This is a genomic window from Pseudomonas sp. LTR0 (assembly GCF_036630035.1).
Taxonomy (GTDB): Bacteria; Pseudomonadota; Gammaproteobacteria; order Pseudomonadales; family Pseudomonadaceae; genus Aquipseudomonas; species Aquipseudomonas putida_Y.
Genome location: NZ_CP123734.1, coordinates 4,342,275 through 4,364,544, shown reverse-complemented (window position 1 = coordinate 4,364,544; position 22,270 = coordinate 4,342,275). Strand labels below are relative to the sequence as shown.

Genomic DNA, 22,270 nt, shown 5'->3' with positions numbered 1-22,270 from the left:
GGCCCCATGTTACGGCATGAAAAAAGGCCAGCGTTGCAGATAACGAATTTGTAATTCTGCTGTTATCTGGCGGTCTGTTCGGGCCTCTTCGCGGATAAACCCGTTCCTGTAGGAGCGGGTTTACCCGCGAAGAGGCCCGAACAGTCCACACAAGGCCACATTGCAGGACTGTAATCCCCGCCTCACCTTGCCGTTAGCCAGCCCTCGCTAGGATGGCCGTGTCCGATCGGTTATTACGAGGCAAACACGATGAACCTGACCAAATACCTGCTGTTGGCCACCCTTGCCCTGGGTAGCGCCAGTGTTTATGCCGAGGGCGGTGCGGAGCGCTCCAGGCAGTTCTGGCAAGCCTTCCGCGAAGACCAGGAGCGACTGCATGGCGACAAGCAACAGGCTGTTGCCGAGCGCGAGCGCAAGGCGCAAGAGAAGGCGCGTGAGGTGGCCAAGGATTGAGCTAACAACACCTGCGCCGCGACGGCTCCTCGCCGCAGGTGTATTCAGGCGCCCATGCGGGCGCCTTTTTTATTTGCGCGCCAGCAGGGTGGCGCGGCGTGGGGCTGGCAGGCCTTCGACGGTCTTGCTGTGGTCGTTCGGGTCGAGGAAGTCGCTCAGCGACTGGTAGCGCATCCATTCGGTGCTGCGCTGTTCCTCGACGCTGGTCACGCTAACGTCGACGCAGCGCACATCGCTGAAGCCGGCACGGCGCAGCCAGCGGGCCAGCGCCGGTACCGACGGCAGGTACCAGACATTGCGCATCTGTGCGTAGCGGTCCTCAGGCACCAGCACCTGGTTTTCGTCGCCCTCGATAACCAGCGTTTCCAGCACCAGCTCGCCACCTTTGACCAGGCAGTCCTTGAGCGCCAGCAAGTGCTCGATGGGCGAGCGGCGGTGATAGAACACGCCCATGGAGAACACGGTATCGAAACCTTCCAGGTTGGCGGGCAGGTCTTCCAGGGCGAACGGCAGGTGCCAGGCCGGCAACTCCGGCAGGTATTGCTGCACGGCCTGGAACTGGCAGAAGAACAGCCAGTTGGGATCGACGCCAATTACCATGTCCGCGCCGGCACCGAGCATGCGCCACTGGTAGTAGCCATTGCCACAGCCCACGTCGAGTACGCGTTTGCCCTTGAGGTCCAGGTGCGGGCCGACCCGCGACCACTTCCAGTCCGAGCGCCATTCGGTGTCAACGTGCACGCCAAACAGGTCGAACGGCCCTTTGCGCCAGGGCGACAGGCCCATCAGTGCCTGGCGCATCTGCGCACGGGTGGCGTCGTCGCAGTCGCAATCCAGGCGCAACCCGTTGACCAGGTCGATTTCACTGGGTTGCAGGGCGGGCAGGGCTTCCAGCGCCTCGCGCCAGCGGTCGAGGTCACCGTGGCCCTTTTCCAGCTTGGCGTCCAGTTGCGCTTGCAGGCCTTGTGACCAGGAAGCCAGGGGCGTGCCCGCCAGGCGGCGGACGAGGGGAGACAGATCGATCATGGCAGGGCTATCAACGAGGCGAAGTTAAGGCATTGGAACCAAGGCACCACCTTCGAGAAACCGGCTGCGCGCAGGCGTTCCTGGTGGGCTTCGAGTGTATCGGGCTTCATCACGTTCTCGATGGCGCTGCGCTTCTGGGCGATCTCCAGTTCGCTGTAGCCATTGGCCCGTTTGAAATCCAGGTGCAGCTCATTGAGCAGGTCTTGCTCTTGCTCATCGGCGAAGCGCAGCTTCTCCGAGAGAATCAGTGCACCGCCGGGCAGCAGCGCCTGGCGGATTCGCCCGAGCAGTTCAAGGCGCTGGTCTGGGGCGATGAACTGCAGGGTGAAGTTCATCGCCACGACCGAGGCGGGCTCGAAGGGCAGGGCAAGGATATCGGCCTCCAGCACCTGCACCGGCAGCAACTCCTGGAACATCGAATCTTGTGCAGTGAGGTACTGGCGGCAGCGCTCGACCATGGCGGCGGAGTTATCCACCGCGATTACCCTGCAGCCGTCACTGCGTACATGGCGACGCAGCGACTGGGTAACGGCACCCAGCGATGCGCCCAGATCGTACAGCGCGGTGCCTGGCTGGGCGAACCGAGCGGCCAGTACGCCGAGGTTCTCGACGATGGTTGGGTAACCGGGTACCGAGCGCTTGATCATGTCCGGGAACACACGCACGACGTCTTCGTTGAAGACGAAGTCGGGCACCTGCTCCAGGGGTTGGGAGAAAAGGCGGTCGGGTTGTTTGCTCACGGCGAATCCAGGCGGCTGGTGATAGGCAGGGGGCGCATTCTAGCCAAACCGCAGCCTGGATGCATGGTTGGCTGACCAGCGCTTTGCGTTCAATTGACCCGAATGGCGCAATCGAAGGTCTGCACCGGGCGCACTTCCGGGGCCCAGGGTTGCTGGTAGACCAATACCAGGTTCCCTTCGCCAGTCGCGCGGGCCTGGAAGCGCCAGGTTGACATGCCCGAGCTGCCGACGATGCCGGTGTCTTCAGGCGCGCTGTAAACCTCGGGGCCAAGGCTTTGCAACACGTTGGGCGCCGGGTTCTGTACCAGCCAGCGATAGCCGGTGGTGGGGTTGCTGGGCAAGGTAAGCGTGAGGATCTGGCCGACCTGCAGGCGCTTGGGGCATTCGCTTTCGGCGTCCAGGTCAACGGGCTGCGACGGTTTTTGCGCGCAAGCAGCAAGCAGGGCAAAGCTCAGGGGAACGAGCAGACGAGGAGAGGTCATGGTGGCTCCGAAGGCTGGCGATGGCCTGAGGATAACCGATGATCGAGGAAATTTGTGTTGCCTGTGCCGGCCCTTTCGCGGGCAAGCCCGCCCCTGCAAGGGTTCGCTATCCCTGTAGGAGCGGGCTTGCCCGCGAAGAGGCCGGTGCAGGCTAGAACAGCACTTTGGCCACGTCGGCAAAGCGCTTGGCGAAGTGAACTGTCAGGCCTTCGCGCAGGTACTCCGGCAGTTCTTCGAAGTCGCCGCGGTTAGGCTCCGGCAGGATCAGTTCGAAAATCTTCTGCCGCCGCGCCGCAATCACCTTCTCGCGCACGCCGCCAATCGGCAGTACCTGGCCAGTGAGGGTGAGCTCGCCAGTCATGGCGACACCTTTTTTGGCAGGCTGGTCGCGGGCCAGTGAAAGCAAAGCGCTGGCCATTGTGATGCCGGCACTCGGGCCGTCCTTGGGCGTGGCGCCTTCGGGTACGTGCAAGTGGATGAACGCTTCGTTGAAGAAACCTGTATCCCCGCCAAATTGCTTGAGGTTGGAACTGATATAGCTGTAGGCAATTTCGGCAGACTCCTTCATCACGTCACCCAGCTTGCCGGTCAGCTTGAAGCCGCGGTTGTGGGTGTGGATGCGGGTTGCCTCGATCGGCAGCGTGGCACCGCCCATGCTGGTCCAGGCCAGGCCGGTGATCACGCCTTTGCCTGCCAGAACCTGTTCGCTGCGGAACACCGGCATGCCGAGAGCGGTTTCCAGATCTTTGGTACCGATCTTCAGCTTGGCTTCGGGGTTATCCAGCAGCTTGACCACAGCCTTGCGCACCAGTTTGCCCAGTTGCTTCTCCAACTGGCGCACGCCGGCTTCGCGGGCATAGCCGTCGATCACCAGGCGCAGTGCGCTGTCGCTGATGCTGAGGCTGGTCTTGGAAACGCCGGCCTTTTCCAGCTGCTTGGGCCACAGGTGGCGCTTGGCGATGGTCAGTTTTTCTTCGGTGATATAGCCGGACAGGCGGATCACTTCCATGCGGTCGAGCAACGGCCCGGGTATTGAATCAAGGGTGTTGGCAGTGCACACGAACAGCACCTTGGACAAGTCCAGGCGCAGGTCGAGGTAGTGGTCGAGGAAGTCGACGTTCTGCTCGGGGTCGAGGGTTTCCAGCAACGCTGATGCCGGGTCACCTTGGTAGCTCTGGCCCATCTTGTCGATTTCGTCGAGCATGATCACCGGGTTCATCACTTCGACATCTTTCAGGGCCTGCACCAGCTTGCCGGGCTGGGCGCCGATGTAGGTGCGGCGGTGGCCCTTGATCTCGGCTTCGTCACGCATGCCGCCGACGCTGAAGCGGTAGAACGGCCGGCCGAGCGATTCGGCGATGGACTTGCCGATGCTGGTCTTGCCCACCCCGGGCGGGCCCACCAACAGCACGATCGAGCCGCTGATCTCGCCTTTCCAGGCGCCCACGGCGAGGAACTCGAGGATGCGCTCCTTGATGTCGTCGAGGCCGGAATGGTACTGGTCGAGGACTTTGCGCGCATGCTTGAGGTCGAGTTTGTCTTTGCCGTACACGCCCCAGGGCAGGGCGGTGGCCCATTCCAGATAATTGCGGGTGACGGCGTATTCGGGCGAACCGGTTTCCAGAATGGCCAGTTTGCCCATCTCTTCATCGATGCGCTTGCGTGCCTGCGGTGGCAGGGTCTTGCCTTCCAGGCGCTGTTCGAACTGTTCGAGGTCGGCGCTGCGGTCGTCCTTGGTAAGCCCCAGCTCCTGCTGGATGACCTTGAGTTGTTCCTTGAGGAAGAACTCGCGCTGGTGCTCGCCGATCTGCCGGTTGACCTCGGCCGATATCTCGTTCTGCAAGCGCGCGACTTCCACCTCTTTGCGCAGCATTGGCAGTACCTTTTCCATGCGTTTGAGCATGGGCACGCAGTCGAGCACTTCCTGCAACTGGTTGCCGGTGGCCGAGGTGAGCGCGGCGGCGAAGTCGGTGAGCGGCGAAGGGTCGTTGGGGCTGAAGCGGTTGAGGTAGTTCTTCAGCTCTTCGCTGTACAGCGGGTTGAGCGGCAGCAGCTCTTTGATCGCGTTGATCAGTGCCATGCCGTAGGCTTTGACCTCGTCGGTCGGCTCTGCGGGCTGGCGCGGGTATTCGACTTCGACCAGGTAGGGCGGGCGGTGGTGCTTGAGCCAGTTGCGGATACGCACCCGGGACAGGCCCTGGGCGACGAACTGCAATTTGCCGTTTTCGCGGCTGGCATGGTGCACCTTGACCAGCGTGCCGTACTGCGGCAATGCCGAGGTGTCGAAGTGGCGGTGGTCTTCTGGCGGGGTGTCCATGAAGAACAGCGCCAGGCAGTGGTCCGGTGACTTGGCCACCAGGTCGAGCGTTTCGGCCCAGGGTTCTTCATTGACGATGACCGGCAGTACCTGGGCCGGGAAGAACGGGCGGTTGTGGATCGGGATGACGTAGACCTTGTCCGGCAGCTGCTGACCGGGCAGGGCGAGGGCGTGGCCGGCTTCGGCCTGGAGGGTGTGTTCGACTTCGCTGTGTTCGTCAGGGTGTTCGGGGAAATCCTGCTGGTCGCTCATGGGGCACCTGCGTGAATGACTATGGTGCTTAGATGGGGCGGGGAGGGATGGGTTTCAATGGTTCGGGCGCAGCCTTGTGTCGCGATTGGGCTGCGCAGCAGCCCCAGAATCCATCCAGCATTCTAGATCGTTGGGGCAGCTGCGCGACCCAATCGCGACACAAGGCCGCTCCCACAGGGCTGAGCCTGCGGGAGCGGTGTAGCTTACTCAGCTAATTTGTAAGCGATGATGTAATCGCCCATCTTGGTGCCCAGCGAGCCATGGCCGCCGGCAGTCACCAGCACGTACTGCTTGCCGTCCTTGCCGGTGTAGCTCATCGGCGTGGCCTGGCCACCCGCTGGCAGGCGCGCTTTCCACAACTCCTTGCCGTTGTTCACGTCATAGGCGCGCAGGTACTGGTCGAGCGTGCCGCTAAGGAAGCCGACGCCACCGGCGGTAACGATCGAGCCGCCCATGCTCGGCACGCCAACCGGCAGGCCGATCGGTAGCGGGGTGCTGTCGCGGGTGGTGCCGTTCTTGTGTTTCCACACCACCTTGTTGGTGAACAGGTCGATGGCGGCGACGTAACCCCAGGCGGGTGCCTGGCACGGTACGCCGAGCGGCGACATGAACGGGTGCATGGTCACTGCATACGGTGCGCCGGTGTTCGGCTGCACGCCGCTGGTCTCGCTTTCGCGCTTGCTGCCTTCGGCAACCTGCTCACGCGGGACCATCTTCGACACGAACGCCATGTAGTTGGGCGAAGTGAACAGCAGCTGGCGCACCGGGTCGACCGACACGCTGCCCCAGTTGAATACACCGACATTGCCTGGGTAGACCAACGAGCCTTGCTCGGATGGCGGGGTGTACTGGCCTTCGTAGCGCAGCTCGCGGAACTGGATGCGGCACAGCATCTGGTCGAAAGGCGTGGCGCCCCACATGGCCTGTTCGGTCAGCTCTGGGCCGAGCAGGTTGAGGTCGGAGCGGGCCTGGGTTGGCGAGGTGTGGTCGCCTTCCACTGCACCTTGTGGGGTGGGGATCTCGCGGATCGGCACGATTGGCGTACCGTCGCGGCGGTCGAGCACGTACAGGCTGCCTTGCTTGGTCGGTACGATGATCGCCGGTTTCACGCCATCGTCGGTTTTCAGGTGGACCAGGGTCGGCTGGCTGCCGACGTCCATGTCCCACAGGTCGTGGTGGGTGAACTGGTAGTTCCAGCGTGCCTTGCCGGTGGCCAGGTCAAGGGCGACCACGCCGGCGCTGTACTTCTCGGCGCCTGGGGTGCGGTCGGCGCCCCACTGGTCCGGGGTCTGGTTGCCCAGCGGCAGGTAGATCATGCCAAGGTCTTCGTCGACGCTGGCGATCGACCACATGTTGGCCGAGTTGCGGCTGTACATTTTGCCGGCAGCCAATGGCTTGGTGTCGTCCGGGTTGTTGCTGTCCCAGTTCCACACCAGGTGGCCGTCGTGCACATCGTAGGCGCGGATCACCCCGGACGGCTCATTGGTCGACTCGTTATCGGTGACGTGGCCACCGATGATCACCAGGTCACGGGTAATCGCAGCAGGCGAGGTGGAGTAATAGCCGCCGGCGGTGAACGGGCCAATGCCGGTGGTGAGGTCGATCACGCCCTGGTTGGCGAAGCCTTCGCAGACCTTGCCGTTGTCGGCGTTGATGGCGATCAGGCGGGCATCCGCGGTAGGCAGGTAGAGGCGACGCGGGCAGGCTTGGGCCACGGCCTGGCCTGCGTCGGTAATTTTCGGCGCCGGGCTGCCGTCGCGGCTGACGTAGCGGTTTTCGTCATAGTACGAGACGCCACGGCACGTCATGTGGGCAAAGCCCTTGAAGGTGCCGGTCGGGCTCTTGACCTGCGGGTCGTAGCGCCAGATTTCCGCGCCAGTGTCCGGGTCCAGCGCCAGCAGGCGGCTGTGCGCGGTGCAGGCGTAGAGCATGCCGTTGACCTTGAGCGGGGTGTTCTGGTTGGTCAGCTCCACCGGGTCGTTTTCGGTTGGCAGATCACCGGTGCGAATGCGCCAGGCTTCTTCCAGGCGGTAGGCGTTCTGCGGGGTGATCTGGCGCAGCGGCGAGTAGCGGTCGCCATGCTCGGTACGGCCATAGGCCTGCCATTCGCCGTCGGGCATGGCGGGGGCGGCGCTGGCCATTTCGCTGCTGTCGCGGCCCAGTTCGCCAAACACTTCACCGGGATGGGTGAACTGGCTGCCCAGCGCGCAAGCGCCCGAAGCTACCACTGCCACGCCGAGCAGTGCAGTATTGGCTTTGCTGGCCGGGCCGATCAGCGGGCGACGTGCCCACGGTAGCAGCAGCACCACGCCGATGGCGAACCAGATGGCCAGCCGCGGCACCAGTTGCCACCAGTCCAGGCCTACTTCGAGCAGGGCCCAAACGGTGCTCCCCAGCAGCACCAGGCCATACAGGCCCAGGGCGATCCGGCGTTGGGCCAGCAGCAGGATGCCCGACAGGGCAAAGCCGATACCGGCGATCAGGTAGTAAAGTGATCCGCCTAGCTGGCTCAGCTTGATACCGCCGGCCAGCAGGGCCAGGCCCATCAGCAACAGCAGCGCGCCAACCAGGCGCGGTAGCCAGCGGCTTCCTTGGTTCGCACCTTCAGTGCTCATCGTAGGTTCTCCGTCAGGTCAAAAAAGGGGTTAGAAACTGCTCTGGATCTTCAGGCCGCCGATCAGGGCGCCATCGACCTGCGACACCCCGCCCGGGTGGCGGATGTACTGCAGGTTGGGGCGTACCGTGAGCCAGTCGGCCAAATGGATGCCGTAGTACAGCTCGGCGCTGTACTCGGTGTCCTGCACTGGCAGGAAGCCTGGGTTGTCGTAGTCGTAGAGGCCGGCGGCCTGGTTGGCCAGGCGGGCGTTCTTGCGATAGGCAGGGTTGACGTGCACGCGGGCCAGGGCGAAACCGATGTCGTCCTTGGCGCGGGCATCGAAGGGCCCTTTGAATACCAGTCCTGCCTGCACATAGTTGTCGATGGCATTGGTCTTTTTGTCATGCACCGTGGCGTTGGCGAACACGCTCAAGCCGCGCGACTGGTCGGACGCCAGCGAGGTGACCTGCTGCTGGGCGCCGATCCACAAGCCGTGCTTGCTCGAGCTGCTGCGGTAGGCGGCGCCGCTGATGGCGGCCGGCTGACCGTTGCTGTCCTTGAGAACATCTTGTGCCTTGGCATTACTGTAGTAGTAGCCGGCACGATATTCCCCTTTCAAACCTTGGATACGTGGGGTCCATACCAGTTCGAACGGCATTACCGCACCTTGGGTGCCGCTGCCGCTGAGCTTGAAACCATTGCCAGATTCGAGGTTGGAAGGGTTCTGCTCGAAGACGCCGACCTGTGCGTACAGCTCAGGGGAAAGGTTGTAGCGCACGCGCAGGGCCCACTGGCTGACTGGCCAGTTGTACCAGATGCCACCCACCCAGTTGCCCACCTGCGAGCCGCAGAAGGCCAGGTTCTGGAAGTCGCAAGGGAAGCTGTTGAAGTCTTCGCCTTCACCGAAGCGGCCGAATTTCACATCCAGCGCACCATCGAAGTACTTCTGCTTGATCCACATCTGCGTCAGCCGCCAGGTTTCGCCTCGGCCCCAGACTTCCTGGGCGGAGGTGAAGCCGCCGACACGCGGGTCGTTGATGCGGTCGTTGCTGATGTTGTCGCCGTGGCGCTCGGTGATGGTCAGCTGGAGTTCGGTGTCGTGCCAGCCGAGGATCTTGTCCAGGTCCAGGTGGCTGCCAAAGGTGAACTGGTCACTGTAGCGCGCGGTGCGGTCGTGGTCGTAGCCGCCGTGCAGGTTGCTGCCCATCTCGCCGGTGTAGCCAAGGGTGAAGTCGTAGCCTTTTTCCAGCAGTTCGCTGCGGGTTCCACCCCAGTCGCCGAGCATCCACGGAGAGTCGCTGGCGAACATTTCGCTGGCGCTGGCGGGGGTTGCCAAGGCACTGAGGGCGAGGCCGATGTAACAGGTTTTAGGCAGTTGGAGCATGAGATAGCGCTATCTTTTGATTATTGAAAAAACGGCAAGCGCATCGAAGGGCGGGCCCCTCAATGGATATGGCGACAAGAGTGTTCGATGAAGCGTTTCAGCTTGCGGCGGGGAGGATATAGGGGAAGCTGTAAGAAAAAAAGACAAATTGTCGCAGATGATTGTTGCTGAACGGGCAACAGTCGAGGTCGGTAGGGGAGTGGGCAGCCGGTGAACCCGGCACAGAGATCGCATAAGGGCTGACAGGTGTTGGCCACAAGATTTGCAGCGCCTGTGGGATCGAGCGCCGCCCGCGCGGCGCGCATCGCGAGCTGGCGCTCGCTCCTACGTTTGTTTCGGGCCAGTAACGCCTGTGCCAGGCGCGCGCGACCGCCTTGTTCGTACGACGCGATATCGAGCCATGCGCCAAAGCGTTCGCGTGCATATCCCGCAGGAATGATTGGCCCGAAACAAACGTAGGAGCGAGCGCCAGCTCGCGATGCGCGCCGCGCGGGCGGCGCTCGATCTCACAGGCGCTGAAGATGCTGTGACGAGCACTTGGCAACCCTGATGCAATCGCCAGGAACCATAGAATCTCCCACACCCATCTTCGTCGCTTCTGGTTCAGAAGGTCGTACGCAACCCCACTTCCACACTGCGCCCCGGCGCCGGCGCGATATCGCGCAGGATCGAACTGGCATAGCGCACGGTCTGGTCGGTCAGGTTTTCGCCGCGCACAAACGCCAGCCACTGGCTCTGGCCAACGTCGAAGCGGTAGCCAACGCTGGCCCCCAGCGTGGTGTAGCCATCGGTGCTGGTTTCGTTGGCGGGTTTGCGGTGCTGCGATGCTGCATGTTGCACATCTACTCGCGCCTGCCAGCGGTCCAGCTCCCAGACCAGGCCGCTGTTCAGGCGCAGCGGCGCGATACGGGGCAGTGGCTCGCCACTGTCGAGGTTCTTGGCCCGGGTATAGTCACCGGACAACTCCAGTGCGAAGCTGCCGTAACGGTTTTCGGCCAGTTGCCAGCGGTCCTGGGCCTCGATGCCGTAGAAGCGCGCCCGCACGCCTTGGTACTGGTATTCCGGGAAGCCCTCATGATCATGATCGTGATCGTGGTCATCCTCGTCATGGTCATGCCCGCCCTCGCGGGTGTTGCCGGTACCGATCAGGCCGATGTAGTTGCGGAAGTGGTTGTAGAACACCCCGACACTGCCTTTATGGGTGCCATTGTCGAAGCGTAGCGCCAGGTCGGCGGAAATGGCCTTTTCCTTGTTCAAACTGGCGTCGCCGACTTCAAAGGCGCCGGTGGCCACGTGCGCGCCATTGGCGTACAGCTCGTAAAAGGTCGGGGCACGCTCGGTGTAGCCGAGGTTGGCCGCCAGCGACCAGATGGGGTCGAGCTGGTACACCGCGCCTGAAGATAGGCTGAAGGCGTTGAAGCTGCTGGCGCTGTCTGCGTCGACGAAGTTCTCGTTGCCTTTGGCGTCAGGATCTACGCGGGTGTGCTCCATGCGCGCACCCAGGCTCAGGTTCAGGCGCTCGCTGGCTTGCCACTGCTCGAGCATGAACAGTGCCACGCTGTCGGTATCGGTATGCGGGACGAAGGCTTCCTCGCCGAGGGCCGAAAACTCGTTACGGCTGACTTGGGCCCCAATGATCCCTTCCACTGGTCCGAGCGGTTGGTGGCGGGCTTCAATACGCGCTTCGTAGCCCTTGTTCTTGAAGGTGGTATGGACCTCGCCTTCTTCGATTTCTTTGTGTTCGTAGTCGGTGTAACCGGCATCTACCTTGACTGAGCTGAACGGGCCGTCGAGGTCGCGCAATTCGGAGGCGAAGGCGTAGTGGTCCTGTTTCATGTCCAGGCGCACGCCGGACTCGGCCACCGAGCCATAGTTGCTGTCGTAGCCGCTGTACGAGAGGCCGGCGTAGCCGTGGTCCCAGTGGTAGGCACCACCGATTGCGCCGCCGTCCTGGCGACCGTCGCTGTTTTCCAGGCGGTGTTTGCTGCCGGGCTCGTCGGCATCGCGCACTTTGGCGCTGCGGGCGTAGCCAGGGATGCGCAGATCGTTGAACTGGCGGCTGTTGGCATCCAGGTGCAGGGCGAAGGCACCGTTACCGGCCTCCAGCTTGCCGGCACTGCTGCGGGTGGTGTCGGCGCCGCCGTAACGCAGTTCACCGGCACCGTGGATGCCCTCGATGGGCGAGTCCGGGATGCGGTTGTCGAAGGTGTTGACCACGCCGCCGATGGCGTTACCGCCATACAGCAAGGCGGCCGGGCCACGGACGATTTCGACGCGATCGACCGTTACCGGGTCCAGGGGCACGGCGTGGTCATAGGACAGCGACGAGGCATCCAGGGCGCCGACGCCATTGCGCAGGATGCGGATACGGTCGCCATCCAGGCCGCGGATCACCGGGCGGCTGGCGCCAGGGCCAAACCAGGTAGAAGCGACGCCGGGCTGCTTGTTCAGGGTTTCACCCAGGGTGCTGTGCTGTTGTTGCAGCAGGTTCTCGCCTTCGAGCACGGTGCTGGGGGCGGCCAGTTGGCGGTTACCCAACGGGTTGGCGGTGATGACCTGTGGTTCGAGCTCTACGGCCTGGCTGGGGGATGCAGCCAGCCAGAGTGCGACGGCAAGGGGGGAGAGGCGAAGCGGTGTGTACAGCATGGGGATGGGGCGTTCCTTGGCAGATGCTTTTTAGTGTTACAACATAACATAACTATTCCATCACAGAGGTTTTGTCTCTGACCAGCGATTTTTCTGTCGACTCGACTGATCCCTCCCACCACTACACTCGTGTAAGGTGCGCATCTTTCCTACGGAGCACAGCATGAGCACGGCCCAACACAACGCGCTGCACGGCAAGACCCTTGAACAGATCCTCACCGAGCTGGTGGCGCATTACCAATGGCCTGGCCTGGCCGAGCGTATCGATGTGCGCTGCTTCAAGAGCAACCCGACCATCAAGTCGAGCCTGACGTTCCTGCGCAAAACACCATGGGCGCGGGAAAAGGTCGAACAGTTGTACGTGAAGCTGCAGCGCCAGGCCTGACATGTCGCGTCGCCCTTGGCTGACCGGTATGGCTGTGCTGGGCTGGTTCGGCCTTGCCGTGCAGGTGAACCTGGTGCTGCTGGCGCGTTGGCAGGAACAGGCCAGCCTGATTGGCGGCCTGATCAATGTGTTCGGCTACTTCACCGTGCTGACCAATACCCTGGTGGCGACGGTGCTCAGCTATGCCGCGTTCGGTCGGGAAGGTCGTGGCAAACGCTTTTTCCTGTCGCCTTCAGTCAGCACTGCTGTGGCCGCCAGTATCGTACTGGTGGCGCTGGCCTACAGCGTGCTGCTGCGTCATTTGTGGCAACCACAGGGTTGGCAATGGCTGGCGGACGAGTTGCTGCACGACGTAATGCCGGTGCTGTATGCCTTGTACTGGTGGTGCGAGGTGCCCAAGGGCAGTTTGCGGCTATGGCATTTGCTGGTGTGGGCGCTGTACCCGGCGGTCTACTTTGGTTATGCGCTGTGGCGGGGGAGCGAGATTGGCGTGTATGCCTATCCGTTTATCGATGTGGCGAGCCTGGGGTATGGGCAGGTGATGCTCAATGCGCTCGGGGTGCTGGCGGGTTTCTGGGGGATAGGGCTGGTGTTGCTTGGGCTGGATCGGTGGCGGGGGCTGCACAGGCTGGCTTGACCTGTGCCGGCCTCTTCGCGGGCAAGCCCGCTCCCGCAGAGAAATCACAAGCCCAGGGGCTGTGGTAGTCGCTGTGGAAGCGGGAAACTCGCGGCCTGGGTGTCAGCAGCAGGGCACAAGACTTCTGATATCCCCAAATGGCCTGGGCCGCGATGGCGTCTTAGTGCTTCTTCCCTTGCATGCTCGAAACCCATTGCTCGCTGCGACTATGCCCACTGGTCCTCAACACGCCCAGGTCCAGCGCATTTTCGCCATCCGCCGCCATTTTGCTTTTGGCTATCTCGGCGATTGCCGTGCCCAGGTCCACCGGTGAGTTCGACGCATCCAGCGACAGGTCACGGCGATAGTCATTACCGCTTAGCGTTTCCTGGGTGACCGAGTTGGCGTCGAGCCTCACGTCACCCTTGGCCGACTGCAAGCGTGCCCCCACCAGATGAGCGTTGCCACCGACCTGCAGGTCGATGCCGTCGCTGCTTTTCAGCGTGGTCTGACGCGTCACGTTGTCGCGCTGTGCATGCGACACGTCGAGGCTGACGGTTGGCGAGAACCCTGGGTCTGCCTTGCTCAGGGCCGAACCGGCCGTTTTCTCGACCTTGCCTCCCAGCGGGCCAGCCACCGATTTGGCCGCGTTGACATAGCCCTGCGGGTTTTTCTCCTGGCTCAGCCTGACATCGCCCTTCACGCTCAGGGTGTCGACGCTGTCCTTGAGGCTGGCGATGCGCAGGTCACCGTCGATTGTGCCGCCAATATGCCCTGCATCCAGGGTGGCACTCTCGATGCGGGTATCGCCACGGCTTTGCAGGTTGATGCGCTCGGCGCGCAGGTCACTGGTATTCCAGGTGAGGTTGTCGCGCTTGTCGAGTTCAACCTTGAGCCGGCCATGCAAGCCGCGGGTGTCCAACGCGCCCTTGGCCATGTTGAAACCGGCGCCGGCCGAGATGTCGAGGTCGTCGCGTCGCTCCTGGCTGGAAGAGGCTTCAACCAGCATGCCGCCATTCGAGGCGTCGAGGGTTATCTGTTCGGCTGAGGCCTGCAGGCCTTGCAGGTGCAGGGCGATGTCCTCGCGGGCGCTGCTGCTCAGGGTCAGTGTGCCGTTGCTGGCAAACTGGGCATCGACCGCCTGCCGTGCTTGTTCGTCTTGCTTGCCGTGGCTGAAGTGGCCGCCGATGGCTCCCCCCTTGGTCTGGCCAGCCTTGGCCGCCAGCTCCATGCCTCCACCCAGGTTGCTGCCTGCGGCTTGCTGGGTATTGCTGGCCGCCTTGACCTGCAACTGGCCGCCACTTTGCACCTGTAGGTCGCCGGCCTTGGCCTCGCGGCTACCAATGCGCGTGCCTTCGAGCAACAGGTCGCCTGTGCTGGTCAGCTTTATCTCGCCCTTGGCGTCGATTTGTGCCACTTGTGCCTTGCCCTGCGTGCTCAGCTTTTGGCCATGGTCCAGATAACCCCGGCCATCGACACCGGTGCTGCCCGGGCGGTTGCCGACTTTGGCCCAGGCATTGCCATCGAGCTGGCGTGACTGCTGTTCGGCCTGGTCGGTCGCCTGGGGTAAGGCCAGCGACCCGGCACTGTGCATGACCACGCTGCCTTCACCGCCATCGATGCGGGCCCCTTCGTAGCGGCCATCGCTGCCCAGCTGTACCTGGATACCCTGTTGCCCGTAAAGGCTGCCGGGTACGGCGGTACTGGCAATATCCTTTTTATCCAGCGACCCTCCTTTGCCGGCGGCGCGTACATTCAAGTCCTCGCCGGTGCTGGTGTCCAGGCGCGCGTCGCCACCATAGGCCAGGCGTTGAACGGTGGTTTCCTGGGTATTTTCGGCGGCGCTCACCTGGTGCTGCTGCGCTTCGATTTTCAGCGAGCCGGCATTGGCCCGCCAGGCTGTGCCCTGGTCGGCCAGTGTGTCAGCCTTGACCTCGACCTTTGCTGCGGACAACTCACTGACCTGAGCAATGCCACGGCGCTGGTTTTCCAGGCGCTTGAGGTGTTCAACCGTCATGTCGGCCCCCACGCTGGGCGGCGCCATGGCGTCTTCGGGCGAGGCTTGCTGGAAGCGCGGGGCTTCCTCACCCAGCACCAGGCGCTCGATAGGGCGGGTCAGGTCGCGGTATTCGATGCTGGCGCCCAGGCTACCCGACCAGTCGTCACGGCTTTGTTCATGTTCATGGGTATCCTGCACCGCACGGTTGTCGATGCGTTCGGCGTTCACCTGCAGGGTGTTGCCGGCCTCGACGTGCGCGGCCTCGGTGAGCAGTGCATCACTGCGCAATTTCAGATCGCCGCTGGCCTGCAACTCGCTGCGCTGCACCTTGCTTTCGCGTTCGGCTTGCACCCCGCGGTTGTGATGGCCTTCGAACAAACTGCCCAGGCGGTCAATGCCACCGGTTACCGTCAGCCCGCCACCACTTTCGGTGGTGCTGGTGGCTGTGTCACGGTCATTGCGGGTCGCCCCCAGTGTCACTTCCCGCGCCTGCACATCGAGGTCGCCGGCAGTGGCTTGGGCCTTGCTGCCGTTGACCTGCAGATGCGCGCCGCTGCTCATGCCCACCGAGGCGCCTTTGAGCTCACTGGCAACCTGGGTGGTCGCGCGCTGCTTGGCGGTGGTGGTAACGACCTCATAGGCCACGCCAGCCGCGTACTGGCGGGACTCCGGCTTGCCATCCTCGGCTTCCTGGGTCTGTCTGGCGCTGGCCGTGAAACCGCGTTGTTGGTCGCGGGTTTCGCGTTCATCGACCGATTGCGCACTGCCAATCAGCAGGTCGCCTTTGGCTTCGACTTGCAGATGCTTGCCTGCTTCGACCTTGGCGCCCTGGATGCGCATCTCTTCGGCGCTGGCCAGGCGCAGGTTGCTGGTCGAGCTGACGTCGCTGACCAGTACCTGCTGTTTGCGGTCCGTGCTTTCGTGCTTGCTGCCGATCAGGCCGAACAGCTTACTGTCGCTGGTGCGCTGGGTGGAGGTCGTGCTGCCATGGTCTGCCTCGATGGCCAGCGAACCGTTATCGCTGTAGAGCACCGCGTCCTGTTTGCCGAACACGGTGCTGCCTTTGATGGCAACCTGGTCGGCTCTCACTGTGAGCTCGCCATCGCTGGTTACCGTGCTGCCCGCGACGACCTGGCCCTTGGTGTCGTTACCTTTTCGATCGCCAAAGAATGTACCGGATACCAGGTCGCCTCGGTAGTCGCGTTGGGTACCGTGTTCCTGCAAGGTCGTGGTGCCGATGTCTGCCTGTTTTGCCTGGATAGCCAGATCGCCGCGGCTGTGCAGGCTGCTGCCCTGCACGTTGAGGTTCTCGCTTGCCTTTATCGACATGCGCCCGGCGCTCAGGGTACTGCCCTTTGCGGTTTCCGTGAGCTGGTCGCTATCGCTATCACCGCGCCATAGGTCCTTGCGATGACGAACCTGCTTTTCGATGCGTTTGCTGTCTATGCCGGCGATGATGTCCAGGCCGGCACCGCTGTCGAGCGTCAGCTCGTTACCGGCGTCCAGCTTCGCTGCGGTCATGCGCATGTCGTCGCCGGACTGCAACAGCACGCTGTCGGTGCCCAGCAATTGACTGCCCTGTTGTTGCTGGTGGGTGGTGGTGGTTTTGCTGTTGTAGGTTTCGCGGGTGACGAACCAGAACTTCTTGTTCCAGCTGTCGCTGTCGTGCTTGATGTGCTCGATTGTCTTGGCATCCAGTGTGAGCTTCTTGCCGGCCCTTGCTTCGATTCGCGGGGCCCGGCCGTCGAGCGTTTCAAGCATCAGGTCATCGGCAGCGGTGAGTTTCAGTACACCGCGCTCGCTGCGCAGCTCGGTCGGGCGGTCGGCTCTGCCACTGACTTGCAGGCCCCCGGCCGAGCTGATGTCGACCCCCTCGGCGCCCAGAATCTGCGAGGCCCCCACACGCACACCCGCGCCTTCGGCAGTACTTACCACACGGATACGCCCGGCGCGCATGGCGCCGAACAGGCTGGCGTCAATGCTCGAAGAGGGGCTGGGCAGGTGTTCGACCACCTCGCCGTTGCGGCTGTCGATACGGTTGCGACCGACGGTGATGTCGAGCGTTTCGCGGGCCATGAGCAGGCCTTTGCTGTCTACGCGCGGTGCGATCAGTTCGAGCGCGCCACCGGCATTGTCCTGACCACGCTCCAGTACCTGCAGGGTGCCGCTGGCAGTGAGCGTATCGAGGTATCTGAGCTGCTGCTCCTCGAATTGTGGGGTGCCCACCACGAAGCCCGCGCGGGTGGTGTTGATGAAACTGCCGCCGTTGAGGGTGATGCCATTGGGGTTGGCCAGGATGTAGTCGGCCGGGCGCCCGAAGATTTCCTGTGGCCCCTCGATCAGCGAGGCGTTGCGGCTGACCACTTCGTTAAGAATGGTCGAGGCGGCCTGGCCCTGAAACTGCGGGTTGGCCGCCAGGGCACCGGCCAGTTGCGATTGCCCGGCTGCGGTGGCGTTGTTCAGCACCAGGCCTGGGATGCCAACGTTGTAGTCGATGAACTGGTTATGTGACAGCCCCCTGGCGTTGGGCGGCACGATGTCGATGACCGGTACCCCGTGGCCGTTGTGGATGACCGGGGTACCCCCGGGGCCGCTGGCTGCTTCCAGCCCGGTCTGAGCCAGTGCGGCACTGGGCCCGAACACAGCGAAGAAGATTGCCCAGCGCAAGGTATCCGGGCGAACAGGCGGTAACTGCGAGAGTGTTTGCATTTTCTCGTTCTCTTTGTTGTGGGTGAATCAGATGTTCAGGGTCCAGTCCAGTACCCAGAAGCCGGGCTCCAGCCGCGGGCGGGGCAGGTCGCTGGTGTACAGGGCGCGTTGGTAGTCCAGGCGCAGGCGGCTGCCGGGCAGGCTCAGTTCCAACCCTGCGGCGGCCCCGGCCAGGCGCTGTGACGGTTTGCCTTCGGCGGTACGAACCCAGCCCTGGTCCAGGCCGATGTAGGGGCGTATTTCGAAGGGGTGGGCCCAGGTCAGTGGCAGCGCTTGGCTGAACGTATTGCGCCAGACAGCGCTGCTGGCACCGGAGTAAGTGCGCAGACGAAAGCCGCGGACAGCCGAATCGTCGCTGACCAGCAGTTGTTCGACGGCAGGCAACGGGTCGCGGCTGTACTGCAGGGCCAGCTCGCTCTGCCAGCGCCAAGGTTTGGGTGCCGGGCCCTGACGCAGGTGCAGCAGGTTGGCGCGGTATTTGCGAAAGTCCGGGCGCAGGCGTTGAGCACCCAACGGCGAACGGTCGGCACCCAATGCGTCAATGCCTTGGGCAACGCCGAAGTAGCCGTTCCACAAGCCACTTTCGAGCCACAGCAGGTTGATGCCGGCCTCTACCGTGGTCAGCGTCGGGCTCTGCTGGACGATAACCGCGCCAGCGGTGCGGTTGACCAGTTGTTTGCGGTCCAGTCGGGCGCTGGCGCTGAGCATGCCTTGCTGGTTGCGCCACAATACCCGCTCGATACTCAGGCCCTGATAACTGCTGCTGCCGTCGGCAGCCTTGTCGCTGTAGGGGAGGGGGGCTTGATAACTTAGCTGGCTGGCGCTGAGGGCAAAGGTCCAGGCGCCGTAGGGGATGCTGTAGTACAGCGATATGCCTTGGCTTTGGCCGGGCGTATCGAGCACCGTGCTGGTCAATGACAGGCGCAGCTCATCATTGAGGCCAAGCGGGCTGTCCAGGCCAACGCCGAGGGAGATGCGGTGGCGGCCGGTCAGCTCGCTGCCACGGTTGTCGAAGCGGCTGTCCAGGTGCCAGCGTGAACCAACCTTGCCTGGCTGCACGACCACGCGGGTGCCGCCCTGCAGTTCGCCGGGCAGCAAGGTGGCGCCCAGTTCATAGGCGCGTAGGCGGTTGAGCTGGTCCAGGCCTTGCTCAAGGTCGGGCAGGTACAGTGGCTGCCCAAGCAGGCCTGGGAAGGCATTGGAGAGAGACAGGGGCAGGTCGGGGCCTGCCAGTTCGATGGTTTCGACAAAGCCTTCGACAATGACGATGTCCAACGGCATGCCCTCTGCTGGGGGCTGCCGCAGGTAGGGGCGGCTGGTTGGGTAGCCGGCTTGTACATAACGTTGGGTGATGGCTTTGAGCAGCCGGTTGATGTCGGCGATGCCCATGCAGGCAGGTGTGAAAGCACGGAGGGTCGGCGCCAGTGCCGAGTTCGAAAGCCGGTGCATGCCCGCCACGCGCACGCCATCGACTGCCCAGCAGTGATCGTCGTGCGCGTGGCGGGAAGTGGTGGTGTTGGTCGCTTCAACCGGGGCGGGTATACGCTGCCAGCGTTCCAGCCGCTGCTGTTGCTCCAGCTGCCGCAGCCCCTGCTGTTGATCGCGCAGCTGCTGGCTGGCAGGGTCGTCGGCCAGCACCTGGGGAATGGACAGCAAGCCAGAAAGGCAACCGGCCGACAGCCAATGGGCAATGCGGTGAATCAGGCACGGCATTGAAGCACCCCGCAAATGATGTACGGTTTTCGTACTCGTCTGCGTGGATGCTAAAAATTAAGTCACTCGCCTGGATGCAGTACCCTGCCTAAGCACCTGTAAGGCAGGTTCTCGCAAAACGGTGGGAAGGTTCCTACAACCGTTACCGGAAGGCCCTATATCAAGGCCGGATCTCGATCAGCGTTCCATCCCGTACCAAGTCCCACACTTCCTGCATGTCGCGGTTGCGCATGGCAATGCACCCATCCGTCCAGTCCAGGGTATGGAAGTACCATTCCGGGTACTCATCGTTGATCGGCGTGCCGTGAATCATGATCATGCTGCCGGCATTCACCCCTGCCCGGGTCGCGCGGGCGGCATCGCTGATGTTCGGGTAATTGATGTGCATCGCCAGGTTGAAGCGGTCGCTTTGCTTGCGCCAGTCCAGCCAGTACAAGCCCTCAGGGGTTTTCTTGTCGCCTTCGCGTTCCTTGGCGCCCTTGGGCTGCTTGCCCAGCGAGATGCGGTAGGTTTTCAGCGGCTCGCCACGGCTGATCAGCTGCAGGCGGCGCTCGGACTTGATCACCAGCACCTTGTCGATCAACGGTTGCATGGCTTGCTGCGAAGGCGATGGGGTTTGCGCTGCCGGCGCGGGCTTGCGGATGATGGTTTCGGTGAAGGCCGCCTGGGACACCGAGGTAACGCAAAGGCAGAAAAGGGCAAGCAACCAGCGCATGTAACAGTATCCCTGAAGGCTTTTAGGTGTGTGGCGAAACGTTCATCGGCGGCAGGTATTCATGGCCTATGGGGTAGTGCTGGCCGATGCGGTCGCGATAGTAGCATTCTAGTGTGCGAGTGACGGTGCGGAAAGCCAGCTCGTCCCACGGTATCTCATGTTCTTCGAACAGGCGCACCTCCAGGCTTTCGATCCCGACGGCAAAGTCCAGGTCCGCCAACTCGGCGCGGAAGAACACATGCACCTGGCTGATGTGTGGTAGATCGAACAGCTGGTACAGGGACGTCGGCCCGACCCGGGCGCAGGCTTCCTCGACGGTTTCGCGACGTGCGGCCTGGTCGAGGGTTTCGCCGTTTTCCATGAAACCGGCGGGCAGGGTCCAGAAGCCCCGGCGCGGTTCGATGGCGCGGCGGCACAGCAACACCTGGCTGCCCCAGGTTGGCAGCACGCCGGCCACGATGTTGGGGTTCTGGTAGTGGATGGTCTGGCAAGAGCCGCAGACGTACCGCAGGCGGCTGTCGCCCTCGGGGATCTGCTGAGTGACCGGTTGGCCGCACGCGCTGCAGAATTTCATGTGTGGTTCCTTATGTTCAAGGCTATCTTGGCGCGGCCACCGTGCCGCCGCAAGCGCTGGGGCTTGGGTGCTTCACGGCTTTGGTGCATCATGCAACACAGGACCTGGATACGAGCGTGCGCAATGCTGGACGAGCTACTTCGCCGAATGAGCAACCACCAACCCGCATCACTGGAAACCGACAGACGGTTCCCCGAAGCGGCGGTCCTCTTGCCCATTACCCGCAGCGAAGCGCCCGAACTGGTCTTGACCCTGCGCGCCAAGGGGCTGTCTACCCACGGTGGTGAAGTGGCCTTTCCCGGTGGCCGTCGGGACCCGGAAGACCCGGACCTGGTATTTACTGCCCTGCGCGAGGCTGAAGAAGAAATCGGCCTGCCCCCTGGCCTGGTGGAGGTGATTGGCCCGCTCAGCCCGCTGATTTCGCTACATGGCCTGAAAGTGACGCCATTCGTCGGGCTTATTCCCGACTTCGTCGAATATCGCGCCAATGATGCCGAGATTGCGGCAGTGTTCACCGTGCCGCTGGAGTTTTTCCGCCAGGACCCGCGCGACCATACCCACCGTATCGATTACCAGGGCCGTAGCTGGTTCGTGCCAAGCTATCGTTATGGCGAATACAAGATCTGGGGTTTGTCGGCGATCATGATCGTCGAGCTGGTCAACCTGCTGTTCGATGCCGGTATCAGCCTGCATCAGCCGCCGGAGCGTTACATCGAAAATTGAGCGGGGCCTACCCCGCCGTCTGCGTCGCAGCCTGAGGAACAAGCATGAAATATCGCCTGGGCGACCTGCGGGTCGAGAGCCACCCCACCAGTTGGGCCGCACCCAACGCCACGCTCATTGGCCGCGTGCGCCTGCAAGCCAATGCCAGTGTGTGGTTTGGGGCGGTGTTGCGCGGGGATAACGAGCTGATCGATATCGGCGAAGGCAGCAACGTGCAGGATGGCACGGTGATGCACACTGACATGGGCTCGCCCCTGACGTTGGGCAAGGGCGTAACCGTCGGCCACAACGCCATGTTGCATGGCTGCACGGTGGGCGACTTCAGCCTGGTCGGTATCAACGCCGTAATCCTCAATGGTGCGCGCATCGGCAAACACTGCATCATCGGCGCCAACGCACTGATTGCCGAGGGCAAGGAAATCCCGGATGGTTCGCTGGTGATGGGCTCGCCGGGCAAGGTGGTACGCGAACTGACCGAGCAGCAGAAGCGCATGCTTGAAGCCAGTGCCGCACATTACGTGCACAATGCCCAGCGCTATGCGCGGGATCTGGTGGTTGATGATGAGTGAAGTGGTCGAGCGGCCGGTGGCTTCGCCGTGTGTGAGTATTTGTGCGCTGGACGAGCAGGATATCTGCACCGGCTGCCAGCGTACCGTGGCGGAGATTGGTCGCTGGGGGCGGATGGACAATGATGAGCGTCGGGCGGTGCTCAAGCGTTGCCATGAACGGGCGGTAGAAGCCGGCCTCATCTTGCAGGCCTGACGCGAACCTGTGGGGGCGGGCGTGCCGGCGAACACCGGCGAAGCCGGTGCCATGCACCGCAGTGGCAGCTTCGCGGGCATGCCCGCTCCCACAGGTACAGCGTCAGCCTTTCGGGCCTCACAACATCTGTGGGAGCGGGTTTACCCGCGAACGGCCCAGCGGTAATCTGTACGGCTTG

17 protein-coding genes are annotated in these 22,270 nt (G+C 63.0%); 6 read left to right on the top strand and 11 right to left on the bottom strand.

Annotated elements, in window-relative coordinates:
- The first annotated feature begins 249 nt into the window (after positions 1–249).
- A complete protein-coding gene (locus QCL51_RS20010; RefSeq protein WP_101196224.1) occupies positions 250–453 on the top strand; it encodes a hypothetical protein in 204 nt (67 codons plus the stop codon).
- Between the two features lie 69 nt (positions 454–522).
- Here the strand turns inward: QCL51_RS20010 and cmoB are convergent, their stop codons facing one another.
- From cmoB to QCL51_RS19975, 7 genes are all read right to left on the bottom strand, one after another.
- Entirely contained in the window at positions 523–1,479 is a 957-nt protein-coding gene (gene cmoB / locus QCL51_RS20005) for a tRNA 5-methoxyuridine(34)/uridine 5-oxyacetic acid(34) synthase CmoB (protein ID WP_338444091.1), read from the bottom strand.
- Positions 1,476–2,219 (bottom strand): carboxy-S-adenosyl-L-methionine synthase CmoA, encoded by a 744-nt coding sequence (cmoA, locus tag QCL51_RS20000; RefSeq protein ID WP_084850806.1) that lies wholly within the window; start codon positions 2,217–2,219, stop codon positions 1,476–1,478. The genes cmoB and cmoA overlap by 4 nt, the downstream gene beginning before the upstream one ends.
- An 89-nt stretch (positions 2,220–2,308) precedes the next feature.
- Positions 2,309–2,701 (bottom strand): protease inhibitor I42 family protein, encoded by a 393-nt coding sequence (locus QCL51_RS19995; RefSeq protein ID WP_338444089.1) that lies wholly within the window; start codon positions 2,699–2,701, stop codon positions 2,309–2,311.
- 151 nt (positions 2,702–2,852) lie between these two features.
- Positions 2,853–5,270, bottom strand: coding sequence for an endopeptidase La (gene lon, locus QCL51_RS19990; RefSeq protein ID WP_021785728.1), 2,418 nt, complete (start codon positions 5,268–5,270; stop codon positions 2,853–2,855).
- Between the two features lie 203 nt (positions 5,271–5,473).
- A complete protein-coding gene (locus QCL51_RS19985; protein WP_021785727.1) occupies positions 5,474–7,885 on the bottom strand; it encodes a glucose/quinate/shikimate family membrane-bound PQQ-dependent dehydrogenase in 2,412 nt (803 codons plus the stop codon).
- A gap of 30 nt (positions 7,886–7,915) precedes the next feature.
- The gene (locus QCL51_RS19980; protein WP_209963804.1) at positions 7,916–9,250 is read right to left on the bottom strand and encodes a carbohydrate porin; all 1,335 of its coding nucleotides are present in this window, start codon (positions 9,248–9,250) and stop codon (positions 7,916–7,918) included.
- A 603-nt stretch (positions 9,251–9,853) separates the two neighbouring features.
- Positions 9,854–11,896, bottom strand: a complete 2,043-nt coding sequence (locus QCL51_RS19975) for a TonB-dependent receptor (RefSeq protein WP_084850802.1) — start codon at positions 11,894–11,896, stop codon at positions 9,854–9,856.
- Between the two features lie 163 nt (positions 11,897–12,059).
- Between QCL51_RS19975 and QCL51_RS19970 the strand changes: the two genes are divergently transcribed.
- The gene (locus tag QCL51_RS19970) at positions 12,060–12,281 is read left to right on the top strand and encodes a VF530 family protein (RefSeq protein ID WP_021785724.1); all 222 of its coding nucleotides are present in this window, start codon (positions 12,060–12,062) and stop codon (positions 12,279–12,281) included.
- A gap of 1 nt (position 12,282) precedes the next feature.
- Complete coding sequence (locus QCL51_RS19965; RefSeq protein WP_028696989.1) at positions 12,283–12,918, top strand: Pr6Pr family membrane protein; 636 nt, start codon at positions 12,283–12,285, stop codon at positions 12,916–12,918.
- 160 nt (positions 12,919–13,078) lie between these two features.
- Here the strand turns inward: QCL51_RS19965 and QCL51_RS19960 are convergent, their stop codons facing one another.
- The 4 genes from QCL51_RS19960 to QCL51_RS19945 form a co-directional block, all read right to left on the bottom strand.
- Entirely contained in the window at positions 13,079–17,605 is a 4,527-nt protein-coding gene (locus QCL51_RS19960; RefSeq protein WP_338444085.1) for a hemagglutinin repeat-containing protein, read from the bottom strand.
- A 27-nt stretch (positions 17,606–17,632) separates the two neighbouring features.
- The gene (locus QCL51_RS19955; RefSeq protein ID WP_338444083.1) at positions 17,633–19,318 is read right to left on the bottom strand and encodes a ShlB/FhaC/HecB family hemolysin secretion/activation protein; all 1,686 of its coding nucleotides are present in this window, start codon (positions 19,316–19,318) and stop codon (positions 17,633–17,635) included.
- A gap of 160 nt (positions 19,319–19,478) precedes the next feature.
- A complete protein-coding gene (locus QCL51_RS19950; RefSeq protein WP_010952551.1) occupies positions 19,479–20,033 on the bottom strand; it encodes a L,D-transpeptidase family protein in 555 nt (184 codons plus the stop codon).
- Between the two features lie 22 nt (positions 20,034–20,055).
- Positions 20,056–20,607, bottom strand: a complete 552-nt coding sequence (locus QCL51_RS19945; protein ID WP_103443793.1) for an NUDIX hydrolase — start codon at positions 20,605–20,607, stop codon at positions 20,056–20,058.
- A gap of 123 nt (positions 20,608–20,730) precedes the next feature.
- Here QCL51_RS19945 and QCL51_RS19940 point away from each other — a divergent pair, with 123 nt between their 5' ends.
- The 3 genes from QCL51_RS19940 to QCL51_RS19930 are packed head-to-tail and all read left to right on the top strand — an operon-like array spanning position 20,731 to position 22,092.
- Positions 20,731–21,330 (top strand): CoA pyrophosphatase, encoded by a 600-nt coding sequence (locus tag QCL51_RS19940; protein WP_021785718.1) that lies wholly within the window; start codon positions 20,731–20,733, stop codon positions 21,328–21,330.
- Between the two features lie 44 nt (positions 21,331–21,374).
- Positions 21,375–21,899: a gamma carbonic anhydrase family protein gene (locus tag QCL51_RS19935; RefSeq protein WP_021785717.1), complete on the top strand. Its 525-nt coding sequence runs from the start codon at positions 21,375–21,377 to the stop codon at positions 21,897–21,899.
- A 1-nt stretch (position 21,900) separates the two neighbouring features.
- Positions 21,901–22,092, top strand: coding sequence for a DUF1289 domain-containing protein (locus QCL51_RS19930; protein WP_162149608.1), 192 nt, complete (start codon positions 21,901–21,903; stop codon positions 22,090–22,092).
- The last annotated feature ends 178 nt before the right edge of the window (positions 22,093–22,270 follow it).